This window comes from Bdellovibrio reynosensis, assembly GCF_022814725.1.
GTDB classification, from domain to species: domain Bacteria; phylum Bdellovibrionota; class Bdellovibrionia; order Bdellovibrionales; family Bdellovibrionaceae; genus Bdellovibrio; species Bdellovibrio reynosensis.
Genome location: NZ_CP093442.1, coordinates 810,057 through 825,977, shown reverse-complemented (window position 1 = coordinate 825,977; position 15,921 = coordinate 810,057). Strand labels below are relative to the sequence as shown.

Genomic DNA, 15,921 nt, shown 5'->3' with positions numbered 1-15,921 from the left:
ATCAGACTAGGCGGCAAAACCCTTCAGAAACTCAGCAGAAAGCTTTTCAGCCAGGTTTAATGAAGTTTTATTGTAAGCAGACTTTTCGGCAAAGCCCATGATCATGCCGATGATTTTTTCATTAGCAATAATAGGTGTGATCGTCACGTGATCCGGGATCTTAGCTTCATTCCAATCATCAAAGAATTTTTCATTCAATTCATTGATAGAAATATAACCGTGATAAGGTTTTTGTGTGTTCGCTACGATGCTAAAAATGCTCGGTGTTGCTAAAGGAAAACGGGTTGAAGTGTCCTTCATACCTTTAAAGTTTTCATCCCAAGCAAAGGCCGTTAATTGCGTTTCTTGATCATCCAAAGTCAGGATCATGGACTTTTCAAAATGCGCTTTCATTTCACTTAAAGTGCTTTTGATTTTCTCAGTCAATAAAGCGGCATTTTTCTTTTTCACTTTATCCAAAGCAAAAGTTCCGTTCGCCACTGGATTCATAGTCGGTTTTGCTTGGGAAACAGCCTGTGGACGAGGAGTCATTGGAATTGGTTTATTCCCAAAACTGTCTTCAAAAGCGGGAGGCAATTCCGTTTTTGGCGGCGGTGGAGGAGGCATTGAAGGCTTCTTCACTGGCTCAGACGCAGCAACAGGAGCTGCGGGAATGACTGGCGCCTCGACGGGCTTTGGAGCTACTTTTAATTCTGGCTTCGCTTTCGGAGCAGGTGCTGGCACCTCATCCATCAGCATTAAGTCATCATTAGCTGGCGCTGAGGCAACTGGCTTAACTTGAACCGCAGGAACCGTTTCTTCAAGAACTTGTGAGGTTTCAGCAGCAACGGGTTCTAAAGCTGGAGCAGCTTCTTGAATCGCATTTAAAGCTTCAAGGCGAATCTGTGTTGGGCCATCAAATAGACCATCCATTGCCTCTTCAGATTTTTCACTCACTTCATCAGCAACAGCAACCTCTTCTTGAACCCCAAGGTCATCAAAAGAAAAACTGTCAGTAGACTGCTTCGTAACAGTGACAACAGATAAATCAAAACCTTCAGGAAGTTCACTTGCATCCATTGAAGCTGCAACAGCAGGAGTAAGAGTAATTGGAATTGCAGTTACTGCTGTATGAAGTCCTGCTTTTTCAGCATAGGAATTCAAACTTTCAAATTCGGCCAATACGAAAATGGCCGGCACCGAAGAAGGGAAATCCTGTGGCGGTTGAAGACAAGCTACGATGAGGGAACCATCCCACTCCGCCACAGGCAGACACTCCACAGACCATTGAAAATGGGTCGCCCACTTCGCGAACATTTCCTGGGAAAACGGAGTTTCTGTAAAAAATCGTGACTGAAGCTTAGGTAGTTTATAATGAGTCATAGCCCAAGAAAGGTACTTCTCAGAGTCGAGAGATTTTCCTTTTAAAGCAAAAGCCAAAAGGCTCAAGGATGAACCGCTCTTTTCAAAAGATTCGGTAAGTCCTTGAAGTTGCTCTTTAAAGTGTTCAAACCAAACTGGATTACTCATTAATGGTTTTATCGGAAAATAGAAGGAAAACCTTAGGCTTAGCCGGGCATTCGGGGGCCAAATAACCAATATGAGCCTTATAGAGGTCTAGGTTTGAGTGAATATTTTCCACCTTCGTTAACGCAGTAGACACCCAAAAACTTCAAATATTCATAAGAGTTTTCAATACTTAAGAAATGTGCTACCTTTCGCCAACTTATGACCCAGACCAAGATCTTCCACTATTTCGACCATAATGCCACGACCCCTGTGTGCAAAGAGGTCCTTGAAGCTTTGCCCGAGTTGGCAACGGCTTGGGGCAATCCCAGTTCTATTCACTGGGGTGGAAGAATGCCAAAAAATATTCTGCGTGATGCACGTAAAGCTGTCGCTGATGCCGTTGGTGTAAGCCCGTTGGAAATCGTTTTTACTTCTGGTGGCAGTGAAGCGAACAACACAGTTCTAAAAGGTTTGTTTGAATATTATCAAACGGCTCCGTTTCTTTCACCAGAACAAAGTCGTCGTACTCACTACATGTGTTCTTCCGTTGAACATCCAAGCATTATCAAAGCGATGGATCACTTGAAGTCTTTGGGTGCACGCGTGGATTTCATTCCGGTAAATCGCCAAGGTCAAATCGACTTAAAATTTTTCGAAGAGCATTTATCAGAAGAAACAGCTTTAGTGTCTGTGATGTTTGCCAATAATGAAACAGGCACCTTGTTCCCCATTAAAGAAATGGCGAAAATGGCCCACGCTAAAGGAGCTTTGTTTCATACAGATGCTGTTCAGGCCTTTGGAAAATTGCCGTTGAATTTAAAAGAGCTGGAAGTGGATTTCGCCTCTTTTTCCGGTCACAAATTTTATTCAGTGAAAGGCTCAGGATTTTTGTATTCACGCAAAGGTTCCAACTTTTCTTCGCTGATCAATGGCGGAGGTCAAGAAAGACATCGTCGTGGTGGAACTGAAAACACTTTGGGTATTGGTGCCTTAGGTGTGGTTGCTAAACGTGTGAACTTGATTGCTGATAAGGCAAAAGAGCTCACAGTTCTTCGCGATTACATGGAAAAAAGAATTTTGACAGAGATTTCTGAAGTGACCATCACAGCTGGGGAGTCAGCGCGCTTACCAAACACCAGTTCATTGGTGTTAAATGGTGTCGACGGGGAAACCATGTTGATGGCTTTGGATATCAAAGGTTACGCGGTTTCAACCGGAGCAGCATGCTCTAGCGGAAATCCTGAACCAAGTCCGGTGTTATTAGCGATGGGACTAAGTCGGGCAGAGGCGCAAAACAGTTTGCGTGTCAGCCTGGGTTGGGACACGACGCTAGAACAGGTTGATGGTTTTATTGAAAATCTTAAAACCGTTGTTAATAGATTAAGATCGTTAAGAAGTGATGAAGGAGATTCAACCCATGTCTAAAGGACGTGTGCTTGTTGCTATGAGCGGAGGCGTGGACAGTTCTGCCGCGGCTGCGCTCTTGGTCGAACAAGGCTATGAAGTTATCGGTGCGACTATGCAAGTGTGGGACTATTCCACTTGCGACATCGAAGAAGGAAACGGCACCTGCTGCTCAAGCATCGATGTGGATGATGCGAGAAGTGTAGCAGATCGCTTGGGTATTCCGTTTTATGTAATAAACTGCGAAGCGAAGTTTAAAGCTTCCGTGATTGATCCTTTTTTAAAAGCTTATCTTGAAGGTCAAACTCCGCTTCCATGTGTGAACTGCAATACCTATTTAAAATTTGACCACTTAGTTAAAAAAATGCGTGAGCTTGAGTGTGATTACCTGGCAACAGGCCACTATGCTAAAATCGTTTACGATGAAAAAGGTAAAGCTTCTATCCATACATCCACAGATGATTGGAAAGACCAAACGTATTTCTTATTCACTATTGATCCAGAGTTAGTACCAAAACTTTTATTCCCTGTGGGCGACATGAAAAAGCCGGAAGTCCGTGCTTATTCTGAAAGCCGTGGTTTGGTCACTGCGAAGAAAAAAGATTCTCAAGGTATTTGCTTTGTAGGTAACCAAGGCTATCAAAACTTTATTAAAAGCCAGGTGGATAAAACCGTTCTTGATTCTAAGCGCGGTAAAATCAAACGTTACCCAGAAGGTGACGTGATGGCTGCCCACGAAGGCATTCACAACTTCACTATCGGTCAAAGCAAAGGCTTAGGCATGGATCACCATGAAAAGCTTTTTGTTATTAAAATTGATGCTGAAACAAACACGGTATGGGTGGGTGATGAAAGTCACTTGTTTGCTCACGAAGTGGATGTGATTGAACCAAAACTTCTTGGTGATATTGCTGACGGCGAAGTTATGAATGTGAAAATTCGCTATCAACATAAAGGTTCAACCGCACAAGTGTTTAAAACTGAAAGTGGTTACCGTTTGAAGTTTGAACAACCACAAAGAGCGGTGACTCCAGGTCAAGCGGCCGTGTTTTACCGTGATAAAGAACTTGTGGGGGGCGGATGGATAACACTGTAAAGTATCAAGTTCATACGTTTGGTTGTAAGGTAAACACCTACGATGCAGGTCTTATACAAAAGAACTTGAATGCCAATGGCTTTACTCCGGTTATTCACGGTGATAAATCAGCGCGCATTCACGTCTTGAATACGTGTGCAGTGACTGCTGAAGCAACGAAAGAGGCATTAAGATACATTCGTCGTCTTAAAGTTAAAGACCCATTTTGTACGGTTGTAGTTACGGGATGCGCTGCTCAAGTAGATACAGGTTCATTTTCTAATCTTCCGGGTGCGGACCTGGTTGTCGCAAACTCGCATAAATCAAGTTTGCCTGATTTGTTAAATAAGCATTTCCGTGGCGAGCTGACTGAAAAAGTATTTAAGTCGAACATCTTTAAAAAAGAAGATCTTGAAGCGGGTGGAGGTATTGAGAAACACCACACGCGTACGTTCCTGAAAATTCAGGATGGATGTAATAGCTTTTGCACTTACTGCATTATTCCATATGCGCGCGGCAAAAGCCGCTCTATTCCTGTTGCTGATCTGGTGCAAAGAATTAATGACCTTTATGCAGAAGGTTCCCGTGAAGTTGTATTAACGGGCGTGCATATTGGTGATTACGAAGACGAAGTCACTGGCAAAAAATATGTGATGGAAGATTTGATCGAAGCACTTTTAGCAAAAACTAAAATGCCACGTTTCAGACTTTCAAGTTTAGAGCCTGTGGAAGTTTCTGAAAGACTTCTAGAGTTATATAAAGATTCACGCCTGTGCCCGCATTTCCATATGAGCATTCAAAGTGCGAATACCGATGTGCTATTTCATATGAAGCGTAAGTACACTCAAGAAGATGTACGTAAGTCTTTAAATGCCATCGCAGAAAAAGTACCGGGATCTTTCGTGGGGATGGACGTGATCGTAGGTTTCCCAACAGAAACTGAAGAACAATTCCAAGATACTTACAATACCCTTGCGGAACTTCCTTGGACAAAAATCCACGTATTTCCTTACAGTGAAAGACCAGGAACGCGCGCGGCAGCCTTAGATGTGTCGGTGTATCCGCACATCAGAGCAGAAAGAGCTGCCAAACTTCGTGAATTAAGTCTTTCCCGCTACACAGAAATGGCTCAATCCCAAATCGGTTCTACTAAGAAAGTTTTGGTTCTTAAAAATGCCGCTAAAGGTGGTCAAGGTCTAAGTCATGATTACTGGCCTGTGGACATCATGGGTGCAGAGAGTTTCTTAGATCACTGGGCTGGACAAGAAGTGGATTTAAAAATCACGGGTTATGATCATTCCAATAAACAACACATGGAAGGTCACTTGATCGGCGAGGTTTTAACATGAATCAGTTAGAACAACGTTTAGGTTATAACTTTAAGAACGCAGCTTTGCTTGAAAGAGCTTTGACTCACAAAAGCTTTGCTAATGAATTAAAATCGCCAACGGAACACAACGAAAAATTAGAATTTCTAGGTGATGCTGTTCTTGATCTGGTTGTTGGTGAATTCTTGTACGAAAAATTTCCTTCAGACACCGAAGGCGGTCTTTCTAAAAAAAGAGCCAGCATCGTCAATGAAGAGGTTCTGTCTGAACTTGCTATCGGCATGGAGCTTAATAAGTACATGCAACTAGGTAAAGGCGAAACCTTAACGGGTGGCGCGTTAAAACCTCGTCTAGTTGCTTCTTCGTTTGAAGCTATCGTTGGAGCCTTGTTCTTAGATGGCGGCTTTGAAGTGACGAAGGAATTCATTCGTCGCGAGTTTGCAGCTTTGACTGAAAAAGTCTGCGGCAATGAGGATTTTGAAAAGGATTATAAAACGCGTCTTCAAGAAATTGTGCAAAAGGCGCTGAAGGAAACTCCGAAGTATGAGGTTCTGGCTGAAGAGGGCCCACCCCATGACCGCGAGTTCCTAGTGTGTGTGAAGGTAAAAGAAGACGTGTGGGCCCAAGGGCGGGGTCGCAGTAAAAAGAATGCTGAACAATCAGCGGCAAAAAACGCTCTAGAAACAAAGTATAAGGAGACTCACTAATGGCATACAAAGCTGGATTTTTAGGACTGATCGGTCAACCGAACGCGGGTAAAAGTACGCTGATGAATTATCTGGTTGATGAGAAAGTTTCCATCGTCTCTTCAAAACCACAAACCACTCGTCGCAGAATCTTGGGTATCTGGAGTACGGATCAGGGGCAAGTTGTTTTCGTAGATGCTCCGGGTGTGATTAAAGCTGAAAAAGGCCTAAATAGTTTCTTGGCAAGAGAAGCAAACGAAGTGATCTCTGATTCTGATGCGCTATTAGCGATCGTCAGCGTTGATGAAGAAAAGCCAGAGCATGCTGAACAAATCGTCGATATGGTCGCTAAAAGCGGTAAACCTTGGATGGGTATTATCACTAAGGCCGACATCGAAGAAAAAGCTCATCGTGTTCTTATCCTTAAGGACATGATCGAAAAAAAGGGTGGCAAGGCGCTTTCGATTTCCGTGAAAGAATCCCTGCAAGATTCAGAAGAGCGTGAAGCTCTTTTAATTGAACTTTTAACGATGATGCCTGAATCACCAGCACCATTATACGATATCGAGCTTTTCACTAGTGAAAATGTTCGTGAGATGGTGGCAGAAGTGATCCGCGAAAAGTGCTTTGAATGCGTTCATCAAGAAGTTCCGTATTCACTTGCTGTGCGTATCATAAAATTTGATGAAAACGCATCTCCGATTCCGAAAATTTATGCAGAGATTTTGGTTTCAAGAGAAAGCCACAAAGCTATTGTCATCGGCAAGGGTGCTGCGGTTATCAAAGAGATCGGCATGAAAGCCCGCAAAGAAATTGAAAAAATAATGGATAGTAAGGTTTTCTTGGATCTAAAAGTGCAAGCGAAACCAGAGTGGTTTGAGAACAAGAGAATTATGAAGGAGTTGGGATATGCAACAAAGTCTGAGTAAAGCGGAGTTTGCGCCCAAGGTGGCCATCATTGGTCGCCCGAACGTAGGTAAATCAACACTGTTTAATATTATCACTGAGTCCCGTAAGGCTGTGGTTAAAAACCAAGCTGGGGTTACTCGTGATATTATGATTGAGCCCGTTGATATTTGGGGTAAACAGTTTGATTTGATCGACACAGGTGGAATCACTGAAGCCGGTGACATCTTTTCTAAACTAATTCGTGAACAAGTCACAGAGTTCTTGCACTCTGTTGATTTGATCGTCGCTGTCATGGATGGTCGCGCAGGACTAGTGCCTGAAGATCGTGATATCATCCGCGTAGCTAAACAAACCGGTAAGCCATTCTTATTAGTTATCAATAAAGTTGATAGAACAACGGAAGAAGAAATTGCCAAAGCTGATTTCTACGAATTCGGTGTTGATATTATTTCAGCTTCTTTTGAACAACGTCGTGGCGTAGGCGATATCTTGGAATGGATCACAAAACAAATTCCAGAAAATCCAGGAACAGTTAAAGAAGGTTTAAACATCGCTATCGTTGGTAAGCCGAACGTAGGCAAAAGCTCTATCTGTAATGCGATCTTGGGTTCTAACCGCATGATCGTTTCTGATGTTGCTGGTACGACGATTGATGCCGTGGATTCCCCATTTATTTATAATGGATCGAAATACACTCTTGTAGATACTGCGGGTCTTCGTCGGTCTGCTAAACGTGAAGATGATCTAGAGATCATCTCTGCATTTAAGTCCCAAGAAGCGATTCGCAGAGCCGATATCGTTTTATTGATGGTCGACGGAACTGTAGGCCCTACGGATCAAGATGCGCGCATCATGCAAGCGATCATTGAAGATCATAAAGGTGTGATCCTAGTTGCGAACAAATCAGACCTTGGTGGAAAAGAAATTCCTGAATACCGCAAAACTTTCCGAGAACAAGTGGAAAGAGTTTTCCACTTCTTTACTGATGTGAACGTCGTATTTACGAGTGCTAAAACTGGCTACGGGCTTGAAGAGCTTTTTGAGATGATTGAAAAAGTAGGTAAGCAATTAACATTCAGAGTTCCGACTTCTGAGTTGAATGACTTCTTTTTTGAGACGATTCGTAAAGCACCAGCTCCAGTTTGGGGAACAACGAACGTGAAGTTCTATTACTTGACTCAAACTTACCAGCGTCCGCCTGCATTTATTGCGTTTGCGAATCACCCTGACGGCGTGACGAATTCTTACCGTCGCTTCTTAACTAAGAACATCAAGGATCGTTGGGATCTTTACGGTGTGCCTATACGTATTTTCTGTATGAAATCTCGTAAGGGCGGATCCGAGTAATGGCAAAACGCGGCTCATGGAGAACACGCTTTGGGTTTTATCTTTTGGCCATTGGCTCTGCCTGTGGTCTTGGAAATCTTTGGCGTTTTCCCTATGTGGTAGGTGAAAACGGCGGTGGTGCCTTTATCCTTATTTATGTCTTTATGGCCTTAGCGATCGGTGCACCGATGCTTATTGCTGAATTGATCCTAGGTAAGAACAGCCGCAAGTCCGTTATCGTTGCAACTCAACAGCTTAGCACAAAAGCCGGCAAACATTTTAAGTGGGTCGGGCGTTTTGCGGTCATCTTAAGTATCGTTGTACTTTCTTATTACGCTGTGATCAGTGGTTGGGTTCTGCACTTTTTAACTCAATTTTTAGTCTCGTTATTCAGCACCCCTGAAGTCGTTACCACGAAAACCAATCTTGCTTCTTTGATGTCGAATGGTTGGCTGCAATTTATGTTAGCCAGCGCGCATTTGTTAATCACCGTTGTTGTAGTTGTAAAGGGTGTGCAAGAAGGTTTAGAAAAGTGGATCAGTTATACCATGCCGTTATTTGCGGCCTTGGTTATCGTTCTGGTTGTTAGATCTTTTTCTTTGCCATCAACCCCTGAAGTATTGCGTTTCCTATTCTATCCTGATTTTTCAAAGCTTAATTTAGCTTCCCTTAATCACGCCCTAGGACATGTGTTTTTCACTTTGTCTGTAGGTTTTGGAACCATGGTGACCTTTGGTTCTTATATGCGTGAAGAAGATCATCCGCCGACGGCAGGATTCCGTGTGACTTTGGTTGATACGGCCATTTCATTGATCGCTGTTGTGATGATTTTTCCCGTGGCTTTTCAGGCGACCAATGCTCCACTTACAGATCCGGCTTTGATGTTTGAGGTTTTACCTAGTTATTTAATCAGCATTCCTGGCGGAGCTTTGTTTGGTTTGGCTTTCTTTGCCTGCCTTTATATGGCGGCGCTGAATGCCAGTATCGGACTTTTAGAAGTTGTGGTTTCTAACTGGGTGGATGTGCAAAAGAAGATGGAACGGGGAAGTGCCAGTTGGTATTCGGGTATTATCGCCCTTTTTCTTGCCACCTTTCCTGCGTTATCCAGTACGTTGTTTGCTGACTTTGAAGTGAAGGGAAGATCTTTGATTGAGTCTCTGGATTCTTTGTTGATCAACTGGGCGCTACCGATTGTCGCCTTAGGTATGTTGGTCGCTTACAATCTAGGAACTTCCGAAAAGGAAAAAGAGCTGAACTTTGTCGATAAAGATAAGTTCGTAAGTTATACGATGTATCCCCACTGGTTGTTCACCCTGAAGTGGGCTGCACCCTTTGTCATCGGGTTGGGCCTGATTCTGCAAATTATAGGCGCTATATTAAGATAGAAACTAAAAAGCCCACTTTCGTGGGCTTTTCTATTAGAAGTTCATTCCGATGATCGCCAGGAACGAGAAAAAGTCCCCGGTTATATTTTTATCAAGTTTTTCTGTACCACCGCCTGAAGGGATGAAGTTCTTATTTTCATCGCTAAAGTTCACATAGTGGTAAGCACCTTGAATTCCAAGATAAGCTTTTTTACGCATCAATGGAATTTCTAAACCTGCACCGATGTCGACACCCATAGCAGAGTCACGGCTGAATCCATCTAGACCCGCAATAGTGTAAGTGCGATAGAACTGACCAAGGCCGCCTAAGATATAAGGATTAAGATCAGCAAGACCACGGGTTACGTTTTGAGTATTCAAGTAATACTTTAAGTCAAAGTTAATAGAGCTGATTGACACGTTCCCAGTGTAAGTAACACTTTCATCATTTGTCGTAAAGCGCACGGCATGGTCACCTGTTTGGAAGCCAAGGCTCATCGCTAAACGAAGATCAAAGAAATAGCTTAAGAAAATTCCGAAGGTAGGGGCTGCTTCATAGGTATCTGCCATGTTTCCTGAAAAACCGCGGGTACCGCCAGCAAGACCGATCGTAAAGAATCTACCGTTACGGAAAAAGTTGATATCCGCTTCTTCATCAGATTCTTCATCGAATTCACTGTAGTCAGTAAAGGGGTCATAGGCTTCATCGGGATCGACTTGCGCTAAAAGATATGATTTATGATCCGACTGTGCTTGGGCATGATTAGAAATGGTCAGGCCAAAAAGCAGCACAAGTGCGGCAGTGCCGAAATGAATAGCGGTTTTCACAAGTTCCCCCTTAGGAAAGCCACCTCCAAAAAAGGCCACTTCCCTTTATTTATTATCGAATAAATCGGGGCAAAACTTCAAAAAAAAGTATGAAAACCCAGGCTAGGTCTTAAGGTTTGTCTCAACTTGAAACAAAAAATTTAAAATGCTTTTACCTACAAGGGTTCTTCAAGGGCTTTTTCGACGGCATTGATGATACTGCTAGAAGAAGGCTTGGTGATGGAACTCCAGCGTTCAATGACTTCCCCTTTGCGGTTCACTAGGAACTTTTCAAAATTCCAGCTGACATCCTTGAATAACAAGCCTGGCTTTTTTTCCGTCAGAAATTGATAAACGGGTTGTTTGTCTTTGCCGCTGACCGGAAGTTTATCAAACAAAGGAAAAGTCACGCCGAATTCTTTTTCGGCAAACTTTTGAACCTCGGTGTTGTCGCCTTTTTCTTGCTTAAAGTCGTTAGATGGAAATCCTAAGACGATGAATCCGCGGGATGCGTATTTTTTGTACATCTCTTCAAGGCCTTTAAGCTGTGGCGTGAATCCACATTGGGAGGCTGTGTTAACAACCAACACCACTTTTCCCCGATAAGTGGAAAAATTGATCTTCTTTCCAGTCAGGGAATTTGCGGAAAGCTCAAAGAAATTTTCTGGTTTCTCATTGGGTGAAGCATCTTTCCCGTAAACCAGGGTTGAAGCAAAAATAAGAATGAAAAAGATGAAGTGGCGCATAGGTTCCTCCCAAGCGGTTTAAAGTCTAAGAGTCCTCGTCCTAAAGGACAAGAAAAAGGGATTTGATAATATTTAGATGCAGCGCGCGCCTTTGACTTTAAGGAAGCCTGATTTTCTAATCATTAAGACCGTTTAGAAGATATTTTCAAACAAAAAGAAGGAGCCCAAAAACCATGGAGTTGGGAAGTCCATTGATTTTGATTTCTGCTTTTGGCCGAGGCCATTGGTTGGCGGCAGCATTAGCAAATGAAGGAATCAAAACGACGTTGGTGGATGTCTCATCAAAACTTGGTGTGTGGCCCACAGAAGATGTCGAAGGTCCCTTTGGCTTTTTTCGTAACGAAAAAATTTCTGAATCCCATTTGGAACGTTTGTATTCCGATGACCCTTTTGAAGAACTTCCGAATGGTTTTACCCTGTGGATGAAAGACGGTCCCTTCGAGTGCAAAGGTCCTTTGACTAAATTTAAAATAGAAAAAGCGAACCTTGATTCCCAGGTGAAAGAACATCTGGCGGGGGCTGTCAGTGGGAAAGCCCGTCGTGCCCTTTATCGCAATATCGACTCCTTAGAATTTGATCAGTCATGGTTGCTTCATCTTGCCCATCAGTTTGCTGCGACCACTTATCAAGCCAATGCTTGGTCGGCGCAGGCGGGTGAGGCTTTGCCGGTCTTTTCTAACTTTTTAACTCGTCAGGCAACTCGCAACGGCCTAGAAAAATCTTTAGAGTGGTTGCAAACCAAAGGTGTCGATATCATTCGTCCCCAGCAAATCATGGACGTGTCGTTTGGTTCAAAAAAGACCATCACCGGTTTAGAGCTTTCAGGCCAGAAACAAGGTTTGTTCCGTCTAGAGCAAATTGTGTGGATGCTTTCTAGTGAAGAGACTTATTTTTTAAATGAGCGTTTAGGAAAATACTTTTTCCCCGAAGGTGCTATTGAACCTGAATGGTCTTGGGTTCGTTACCGTGTCGGCTTAAAAGAAAGTTTTGAGCGCGATCGTTTGCCAGCCCATACGTTGGTGATTGAGGATATGAATTCGCCTTGGACCCACGAAAATCTGATGGTCCTTCAGCGCACTTCTTTGCCTGATCAGTTTGATGTGTGGATGCGACTGCCAACGGTGCAGCGATTCAACAAAGATTACTTAACTTCGCGCAGTCAGCGCATGAAGAATTATTTAAGCCAAAGAATGGCTTTAACGGATCCCCAGGTCTTAAGCTTCCCGCAGGAATATTATTATACTTACTCGCAATTGGGTGCGACTCGTTTCCCGGTGTTTTCAGATAAACACGGGTCTCGTCGCGGGCAAGCACAATATAAAAACTTGCACCTGAGCAATCCTGAAGTATGGCCTCACTATGCGTGGACCGCGTACTTTGAACGCGATGAAATGATTTTAAATAAACTCACTGTATGGTGGAAAGAAAAGCTTCTTAAAGAGCAAAAAGAAAAACGAAAGGAACACGTTTCGTGATCGAAAGATACACTCGCCCGGAAATGGGCCTTTTATGGCATTCAGACCATCGCTTTGGAAAAATGATGGAAGTGGAAATTGCTGTGGCCGCTGTGCAAGCTCAAATGGGAATTATTCCTAAAGCGGCAGCAAAGGCCATCGCACAAAAATCACGATTCAGTGTTAAAAGAATCAGCGAAATCGAAAAAGAGACTAAGCATGATGTCATTGCCTTTGTTTCAAACCTGGCTGAAAACGTCGGTCCGCACGGAAAATACATTCACTACGGCATGACATCTTCAGATGTTTTAGATACGGCGTTTAGTCTGCAGGTGCGTGAAGCCGGTGAAGTGCTAATGCGCTCTATCGCCGGGTTAGAAAAAGCTTTAAAATCATTGGCTAACAAACACGCAGAAACTTTGTGCGCAGGTCGTACCCACGGCATGTTCGCAGAGCCTACGACATTTGGTTTTAAGATGGCGGGTTTCTTAGCTGAAACAGAACGTAATGCTAAACGTGTAAGAGCTGCTCTTGATACTATGAACGTATGTAAACTCAGTGGAGCGGTTGGAACATATTCAAGCCAATCACCGAAGGTGGAAGCTGCCGTCGCAAAAAGATTAAAGCTAAAAATTGAAACGATTGCGACTCAAGTAATTCCTCGGGATCGACATGCTGAGATGTTAAATGCTCTGGCAATGCTGGGAACTGGATTAGAGCGCTTGGCAGTTGAACTTCGTCATTTACAAAGAAGTGATGTGGCTGAAGTGACAGAGGGCTTCACCAAGGGGCAAAAGGGGTCTTCGGCAATGCCCCATAAGAAAAATCCAATCAGTGCTGAAAACATCACAGGGCTTTCTCGCCTGTTAAGAAGCTATGCTATTGCGGGGTTAGAAAACGTGGCCCTATGGCATGAGCGTGACATTAGCCATTCTTCTGTGGAACGGGTGGTTTTTCCAGACGCCTTTATTGTTGCTGATTATGCCTGCAACCGCATGATGATCTTGCTTGAAGGTCTGGATGTGAATAAAAAGCGCATGCAAGACAATATCGATAGTTCGCAAGGTCAGATTTTTAGTTCCCATGTTTTACTTGCGTTGATTCAAAAAGGCATGATTCGCGAAGAGGCTTACGCTTTGGTGCAAAGACTTTGTCATTCATTGGGTTATGGCGAACACTTGCGCGAAAAATTAAATCAGGATCCAGAAGTGCGTAAGCTTTTAAAGCCGAAAGAGATTGACGAAATCTTCACCGGCAAAAAACATAAGAAATCCATTAAAGATATTATCAAACGAGTGCAATAGTGGCTGATTGGAAGTTTTTAAAAGAAGGCGATGTGATTGATGTGGTAGCCCCAGGTTATCCATCGCAAGCCCATGAAGTCGAAGGTGCTGCAAATTTTCTAAAAAAATGGAATTTACAAGGTCGTATTCCGCCGGGACTTATTAAACCGCATTTTTTGCATGCCCATGAAGATGAAGACCGTTTTGGATTTTTAAGGGCCGCTATTGAGTCCAAAGATTCCCATGTGATCTGGTGCTTGCGTGGTGGTTACGGCAGCAATCGTCTTGTGCCGATGCTTGCGAAACTAAAAAAGCCAAAAGCTCCGAAGCTTGTTATCGGTATTAGCGATATCACCTCACTTCATACGTTCTTTATTCAAGAGTGGGGTTGGTCCACATTGCATGCGCCCTTGTTAGATCGTTTAGGCCGAAACTTAGTAGCGCCGAAATATGAAAAGGAACTTCACAACATTCTTTTTGGCAAACAAGACCAAATCGAATTTAAAAAGTTAAAACCTTTAAATGACGCCGCAAAAAAGACGGGGAAGATTCAATCCAAAATTGTCGGGGGAAATCTCACGGTTCTGCAGTCGACTTTGGGAACTCCATGGCAAATTAAGACGGATAAGTCTTTGCTCTTCGTAGAAGACCTTGGCGAGCGCGGATATCGCATCGACAGAATGTTTGAACAGTTCCGCCAAGCGGGTTTGTTTAAAAGATGTCAGGGGCTAATTTTAGGCGATTTTATTGGTGGGGAAGAACCATCAACGCAAAAGAATAATTTTAACTTAGTATTTAAACGTTGGGCCCAGGATTTGAATATTCCCATGTACCAGGGTCTAGAAGCAGGACACGCCGTCGTACAAAGACCTGTACCCTTTAATACTTCCTGCGAGTTGACCTTAGAAAAGGGCAAAGCTCGTTTGGTTATTGAAACCGGAGGACGCAAGTAATGAAATTTTCAGTGTTAGAAAAAAATCTAATCAAACAGCTTGAAGAAAATATTCGTGATACGACTCCAGGTGTGATGGTTCGTGCCTATCAGGGTGGTCGTATCATCTGTGACGTCGCTGTGGGTAACACCTATGCCTATTATGATTTAGCCAGTCTGACGAAAGTCATCTTTGCGGTGCAAGGGATGCTGTGGGCGTTTGAACAAGGGAAGTGGAATTTTGAAACGAAAGTTAAAGATTTAATTCCGTGGTTTCCGGAAGAAACAACTAAAGTGACTGAGCTACTGACACACAGTTCTGGTGTTCCTTGGTGGTTGCCGATTTACCAAGAAATCAAGCCAGAGCTTTCTCGTGAAAAGAAATTTGAGCAGCTTAAAGAGATTCTTAAAAAAGTAAAAGTAGATAAACAGGATCAGGCTATTTATTCAGACGTGGGCTTTTGGTGTCTTGGCTTTATCTTAGAAAAACTTTTTGATAAGCCGCTTTTGCAAGTCTGGGAAGATATTAAAAATAAATTCTACCTAGGAACGACTTTAGAATTTCACCCTGACAACACCTTTACAACGCGCGCCGGACTTTATGCTCCGACAGAAGAGTGCCCCGTTCGTAAAAAGCTGATCCAAGGTGAAGTCCATGATTTAAATGCGTGGAGCCTAGGTGGTGTTTCTGCCCATGCTGGACTTTTTGGAAGTATCGATGATGTGGGTTGGTTCTCGCTTCACTTGCGTTCTCATTTAATGGGGATTGCAAGATATTCGATTCGTCAAAAGACGGCCCAACTTTTTGCTAAACGTGCTTTGCCAGAAGGTAAAGGCGATTGGGCAATGGGATACATGATGCCAACTCCAGGTTCAGCAAGCTGCGGAACTTATTTTAGTTTGGATTCGATCGGTCACACGGGATTCACGGGGACTTCGATGTGGTATGACCCGAAAATGGATTTAAGCGTGATCATTCTATCTAATCGCGTGCTTTATGGCTCTGACAACAAAGCCTTCAGCAAATTACGCCCTGAAATCCACAACTGGATCGTCGAAAATTATCGCAGATCCGGTGTTTAAGGCGAAGGCGCCCCTGGCTGAAGCAGTGTAAGAAACA

The 15,921-nt window shown here is 43.4% G+C and carries 14 protein-coding genes; 11 read left to right on the top strand and 3 right to left on the bottom strand.

Going from position 1 to position 15,921, the window contains the following annotated elements:
* Positions 1–6 precede the first annotated feature (6 nt).
* Positions 7–1,509 carry a hypothetical protein gene (locus MNR06_RS03795; protein WP_243538719.1) on the bottom strand — a complete coding sequence of 501 codons (1,503 nt, stop codon included), beginning with the start codon at positions 1,507–1,509 and terminating at the stop codon, positions 7–9.
* Between the two features lie 198 nt (positions 1,510–1,707).
* Between MNR06_RS03795 and MNR06_RS03790 the strand changes: the two genes are divergently transcribed.
* Genes MNR06_RS03790 through MNR06_RS03760 form a run of 7 tightly spaced genes read left to right on the top strand, consistent with a single transcriptional unit; the run spans position 1,708 to position 9,601 of the window.
* Entirely contained in the window at positions 1,708–2,913 is a 1,206-nt protein-coding gene (locus MNR06_RS03790; protein ID WP_243538717.1) for a cysteine desulfurase family protein, read from the top strand.
* Entirely contained in the window at positions 2,906–3,988 is a 1,083-nt protein-coding gene (gene mnmA, locus MNR06_RS03785) for a tRNA 2-thiouridine(34) synthase MnmA (RefSeq protein ID WP_243538715.1), read from the top strand. The genes MNR06_RS03790 and mnmA overlap by 8 nt, the downstream gene beginning before the upstream one ends.
* Positions 3,973–5,316: a tRNA (N(6)-L-threonylcarbamoyladenosine(37)-C(2))-methylthiotransferase MtaB gene (gene mtaB / locus MNR06_RS03780; RefSeq protein WP_243538713.1), complete on the top strand. Its 1,344-nt coding sequence runs from the start codon at positions 3,973–3,975 to the stop codon at positions 5,314–5,316. Before mnmA ends, mtaB begins: the two co-directional genes overlap by 16 nt.
* Positions 5,313–6,002 (top strand): ribonuclease III, encoded by a 690-nt coding sequence (rnc, locus tag MNR06_RS03775; protein WP_243538711.1) that lies wholly within the window; start codon positions 5,313–5,315, stop codon positions 6,000–6,002. Before mtaB ends, rnc begins: the two co-directional genes overlap by 4 nt.
* The gene (gene era / locus MNR06_RS03770; RefSeq protein ID WP_243538709.1) at positions 6,002–6,910 is read left to right on the top strand and encodes a GTPase Era; all 909 of its coding nucleotides are present in this window, start codon (positions 6,002–6,004) and stop codon (positions 6,908–6,910) included. Before rnc ends, era begins: the two co-directional genes overlap by 1 nt.
* Positions 6,891–8,237, top strand: a complete 1,347-nt coding sequence (gene der / locus MNR06_RS03765; RefSeq protein ID WP_243538707.1) for a ribosome biogenesis GTPase Der — start codon at positions 6,891–6,893, stop codon at positions 8,235–8,237. The genes era and der overlap by 20 nt, the downstream gene beginning before the upstream one ends.
* Positions 8,237–9,601 (top strand): sodium-dependent transporter, encoded by a 1,365-nt coding sequence (locus tag MNR06_RS03760; protein WP_243538705.1) that lies wholly within the window; start codon positions 8,237–8,239, stop codon positions 9,599–9,601. The genes der and MNR06_RS03760 overlap by 1 nt, the downstream gene beginning before the upstream one ends.
* 33 nt (positions 9,602–9,634) lie before the next feature.
* Here the strand turns inward: MNR06_RS03760 and MNR06_RS03755 are convergent, their stop codons facing one another.
* Positions 9,635–10,408, bottom strand: a complete 774-nt coding sequence (locus MNR06_RS03755) for an outer membrane beta-barrel protein (protein WP_243538704.1) — start codon at positions 10,406–10,408, stop codon at positions 9,635–9,637.
* Between the two features lie 155 nt (positions 10,409–10,563).
* Positions 10,564–11,133, bottom strand: coding sequence for a glutathione peroxidase (locus MNR06_RS03750; RefSeq protein WP_243538702.1), 570 nt, complete (start codon positions 11,131–11,133; stop codon positions 10,564–10,566).
* Between the two features lie 173 nt (positions 11,134–11,306).
* Here MNR06_RS03750 and MNR06_RS03745 point away from each other — a divergent pair, with 173 nt between their 5' ends.
* The 4 genes from MNR06_RS03745 to MNR06_RS03730 are packed head-to-tail and all read left to right on the top strand — an operon-like array spanning position 11,307 to position 15,884.
* Positions 11,307–12,608: a hypothetical protein gene (locus MNR06_RS03745; protein ID WP_243538701.1), complete on the top strand. Its 1,302-nt coding sequence runs from the start codon at positions 11,307–11,309 to the stop codon at positions 12,606–12,608.
* Entirely contained in the window at positions 12,605–13,891 is a 1,287-nt protein-coding gene (purB, locus tag MNR06_RS03740) for an adenylosuccinate lyase (RefSeq protein WP_243538699.1), read from the top strand. Before MNR06_RS03745 ends, purB begins: the two co-directional genes overlap by 4 nt.
* A complete protein-coding gene (locus MNR06_RS03735) occupies positions 13,891–14,823 on the top strand; it encodes a S66 peptidase family protein (protein ID WP_243538697.1) in 933 nt (310 codons plus the stop codon). The genes purB and MNR06_RS03735 overlap by 1 nt, the downstream gene beginning before the upstream one ends.
* The gene (locus tag MNR06_RS03730; protein ID WP_243538695.1) at positions 14,823–15,884 is read left to right on the top strand and encodes a serine hydrolase domain-containing protein; all 1,062 of its coding nucleotides are present in this window, start codon (positions 14,823–14,825) and stop codon (positions 15,882–15,884) included. The genes MNR06_RS03735 and MNR06_RS03730 overlap by 1 nt, the downstream gene beginning before the upstream one ends.
* Positions 15,885–15,921: the final 37 nt, after the last annotated feature.

Coding starts and splice junctions, on each gene's coding strand:
- mtaB (WP_243538713.1), top strand. CDS start 3,973: ATGGATAACACTGTAAAGTATCAAGTTCATACGTTTGGTTGTAAGGTA.
- der (WP_243538707.1), top strand. CDS start 6,891: ATGCAACAAAGTCTGAGTAAAGCGGAGTTTGCGCCCAAGGTGGCCATC.
- MNR06_RS03750 (WP_243538702.1), bottom strand. CDS start 11,133: ATGCGCCACTTCATCTTTTTCATTCTTATTTTTGCTTCAACCCTGGTT.
- MNR06_RS03760 (WP_243538705.1), top strand. CDS start 8,237: ATGGCAAAACGCGGCTCATGGAGAACACGCTTTGGGTTTTATCTTTTG.
- era (WP_243538709.1), top strand. CDS start 6,002: ATGGCATACAAAGCTGGATTTTTAGGACTGATCGGTCAACCGAACGCG.
- rnc (WP_243538711.1), top strand. CDS start 5,313: ATGAATCAGTTAGAACAACGTTTAGGTTATAACTTTAAGAACGCAGCT.
- MNR06_RS03730 (WP_243538695.1), top strand. CDS start 14,823: ATGAAATTTTCAGTGTTAGAAAAAAATCTAATCAAACAGCTTGAAGAA.
- MNR06_RS03790 (WP_243538717.1), top strand. CDS start 1,708: ATGACCCAGACCAAGATCTTCCACTATTTCGACCATAATGCCACGACC.
- mnmA (WP_243538715.1), top strand. CDS start 2,906: ATGTCTAAAGGACGTGTGCTTGTTGCTATGAGCGGAGGCGTGGACAGT.
- MNR06_RS03745 (WP_243538701.1), top strand. CDS start 11,307: ATGGAGTTGGGAAGTCCATTGATTTTGATTTCTGCTTTTGGCCGAGGC.
- MNR06_RS03795 (WP_243538719.1), bottom strand. CDS start 1,509: ATGAGTAATCCAGTTTGGTTTGAACACTTTAAAGAGCAACTTCAAGGA.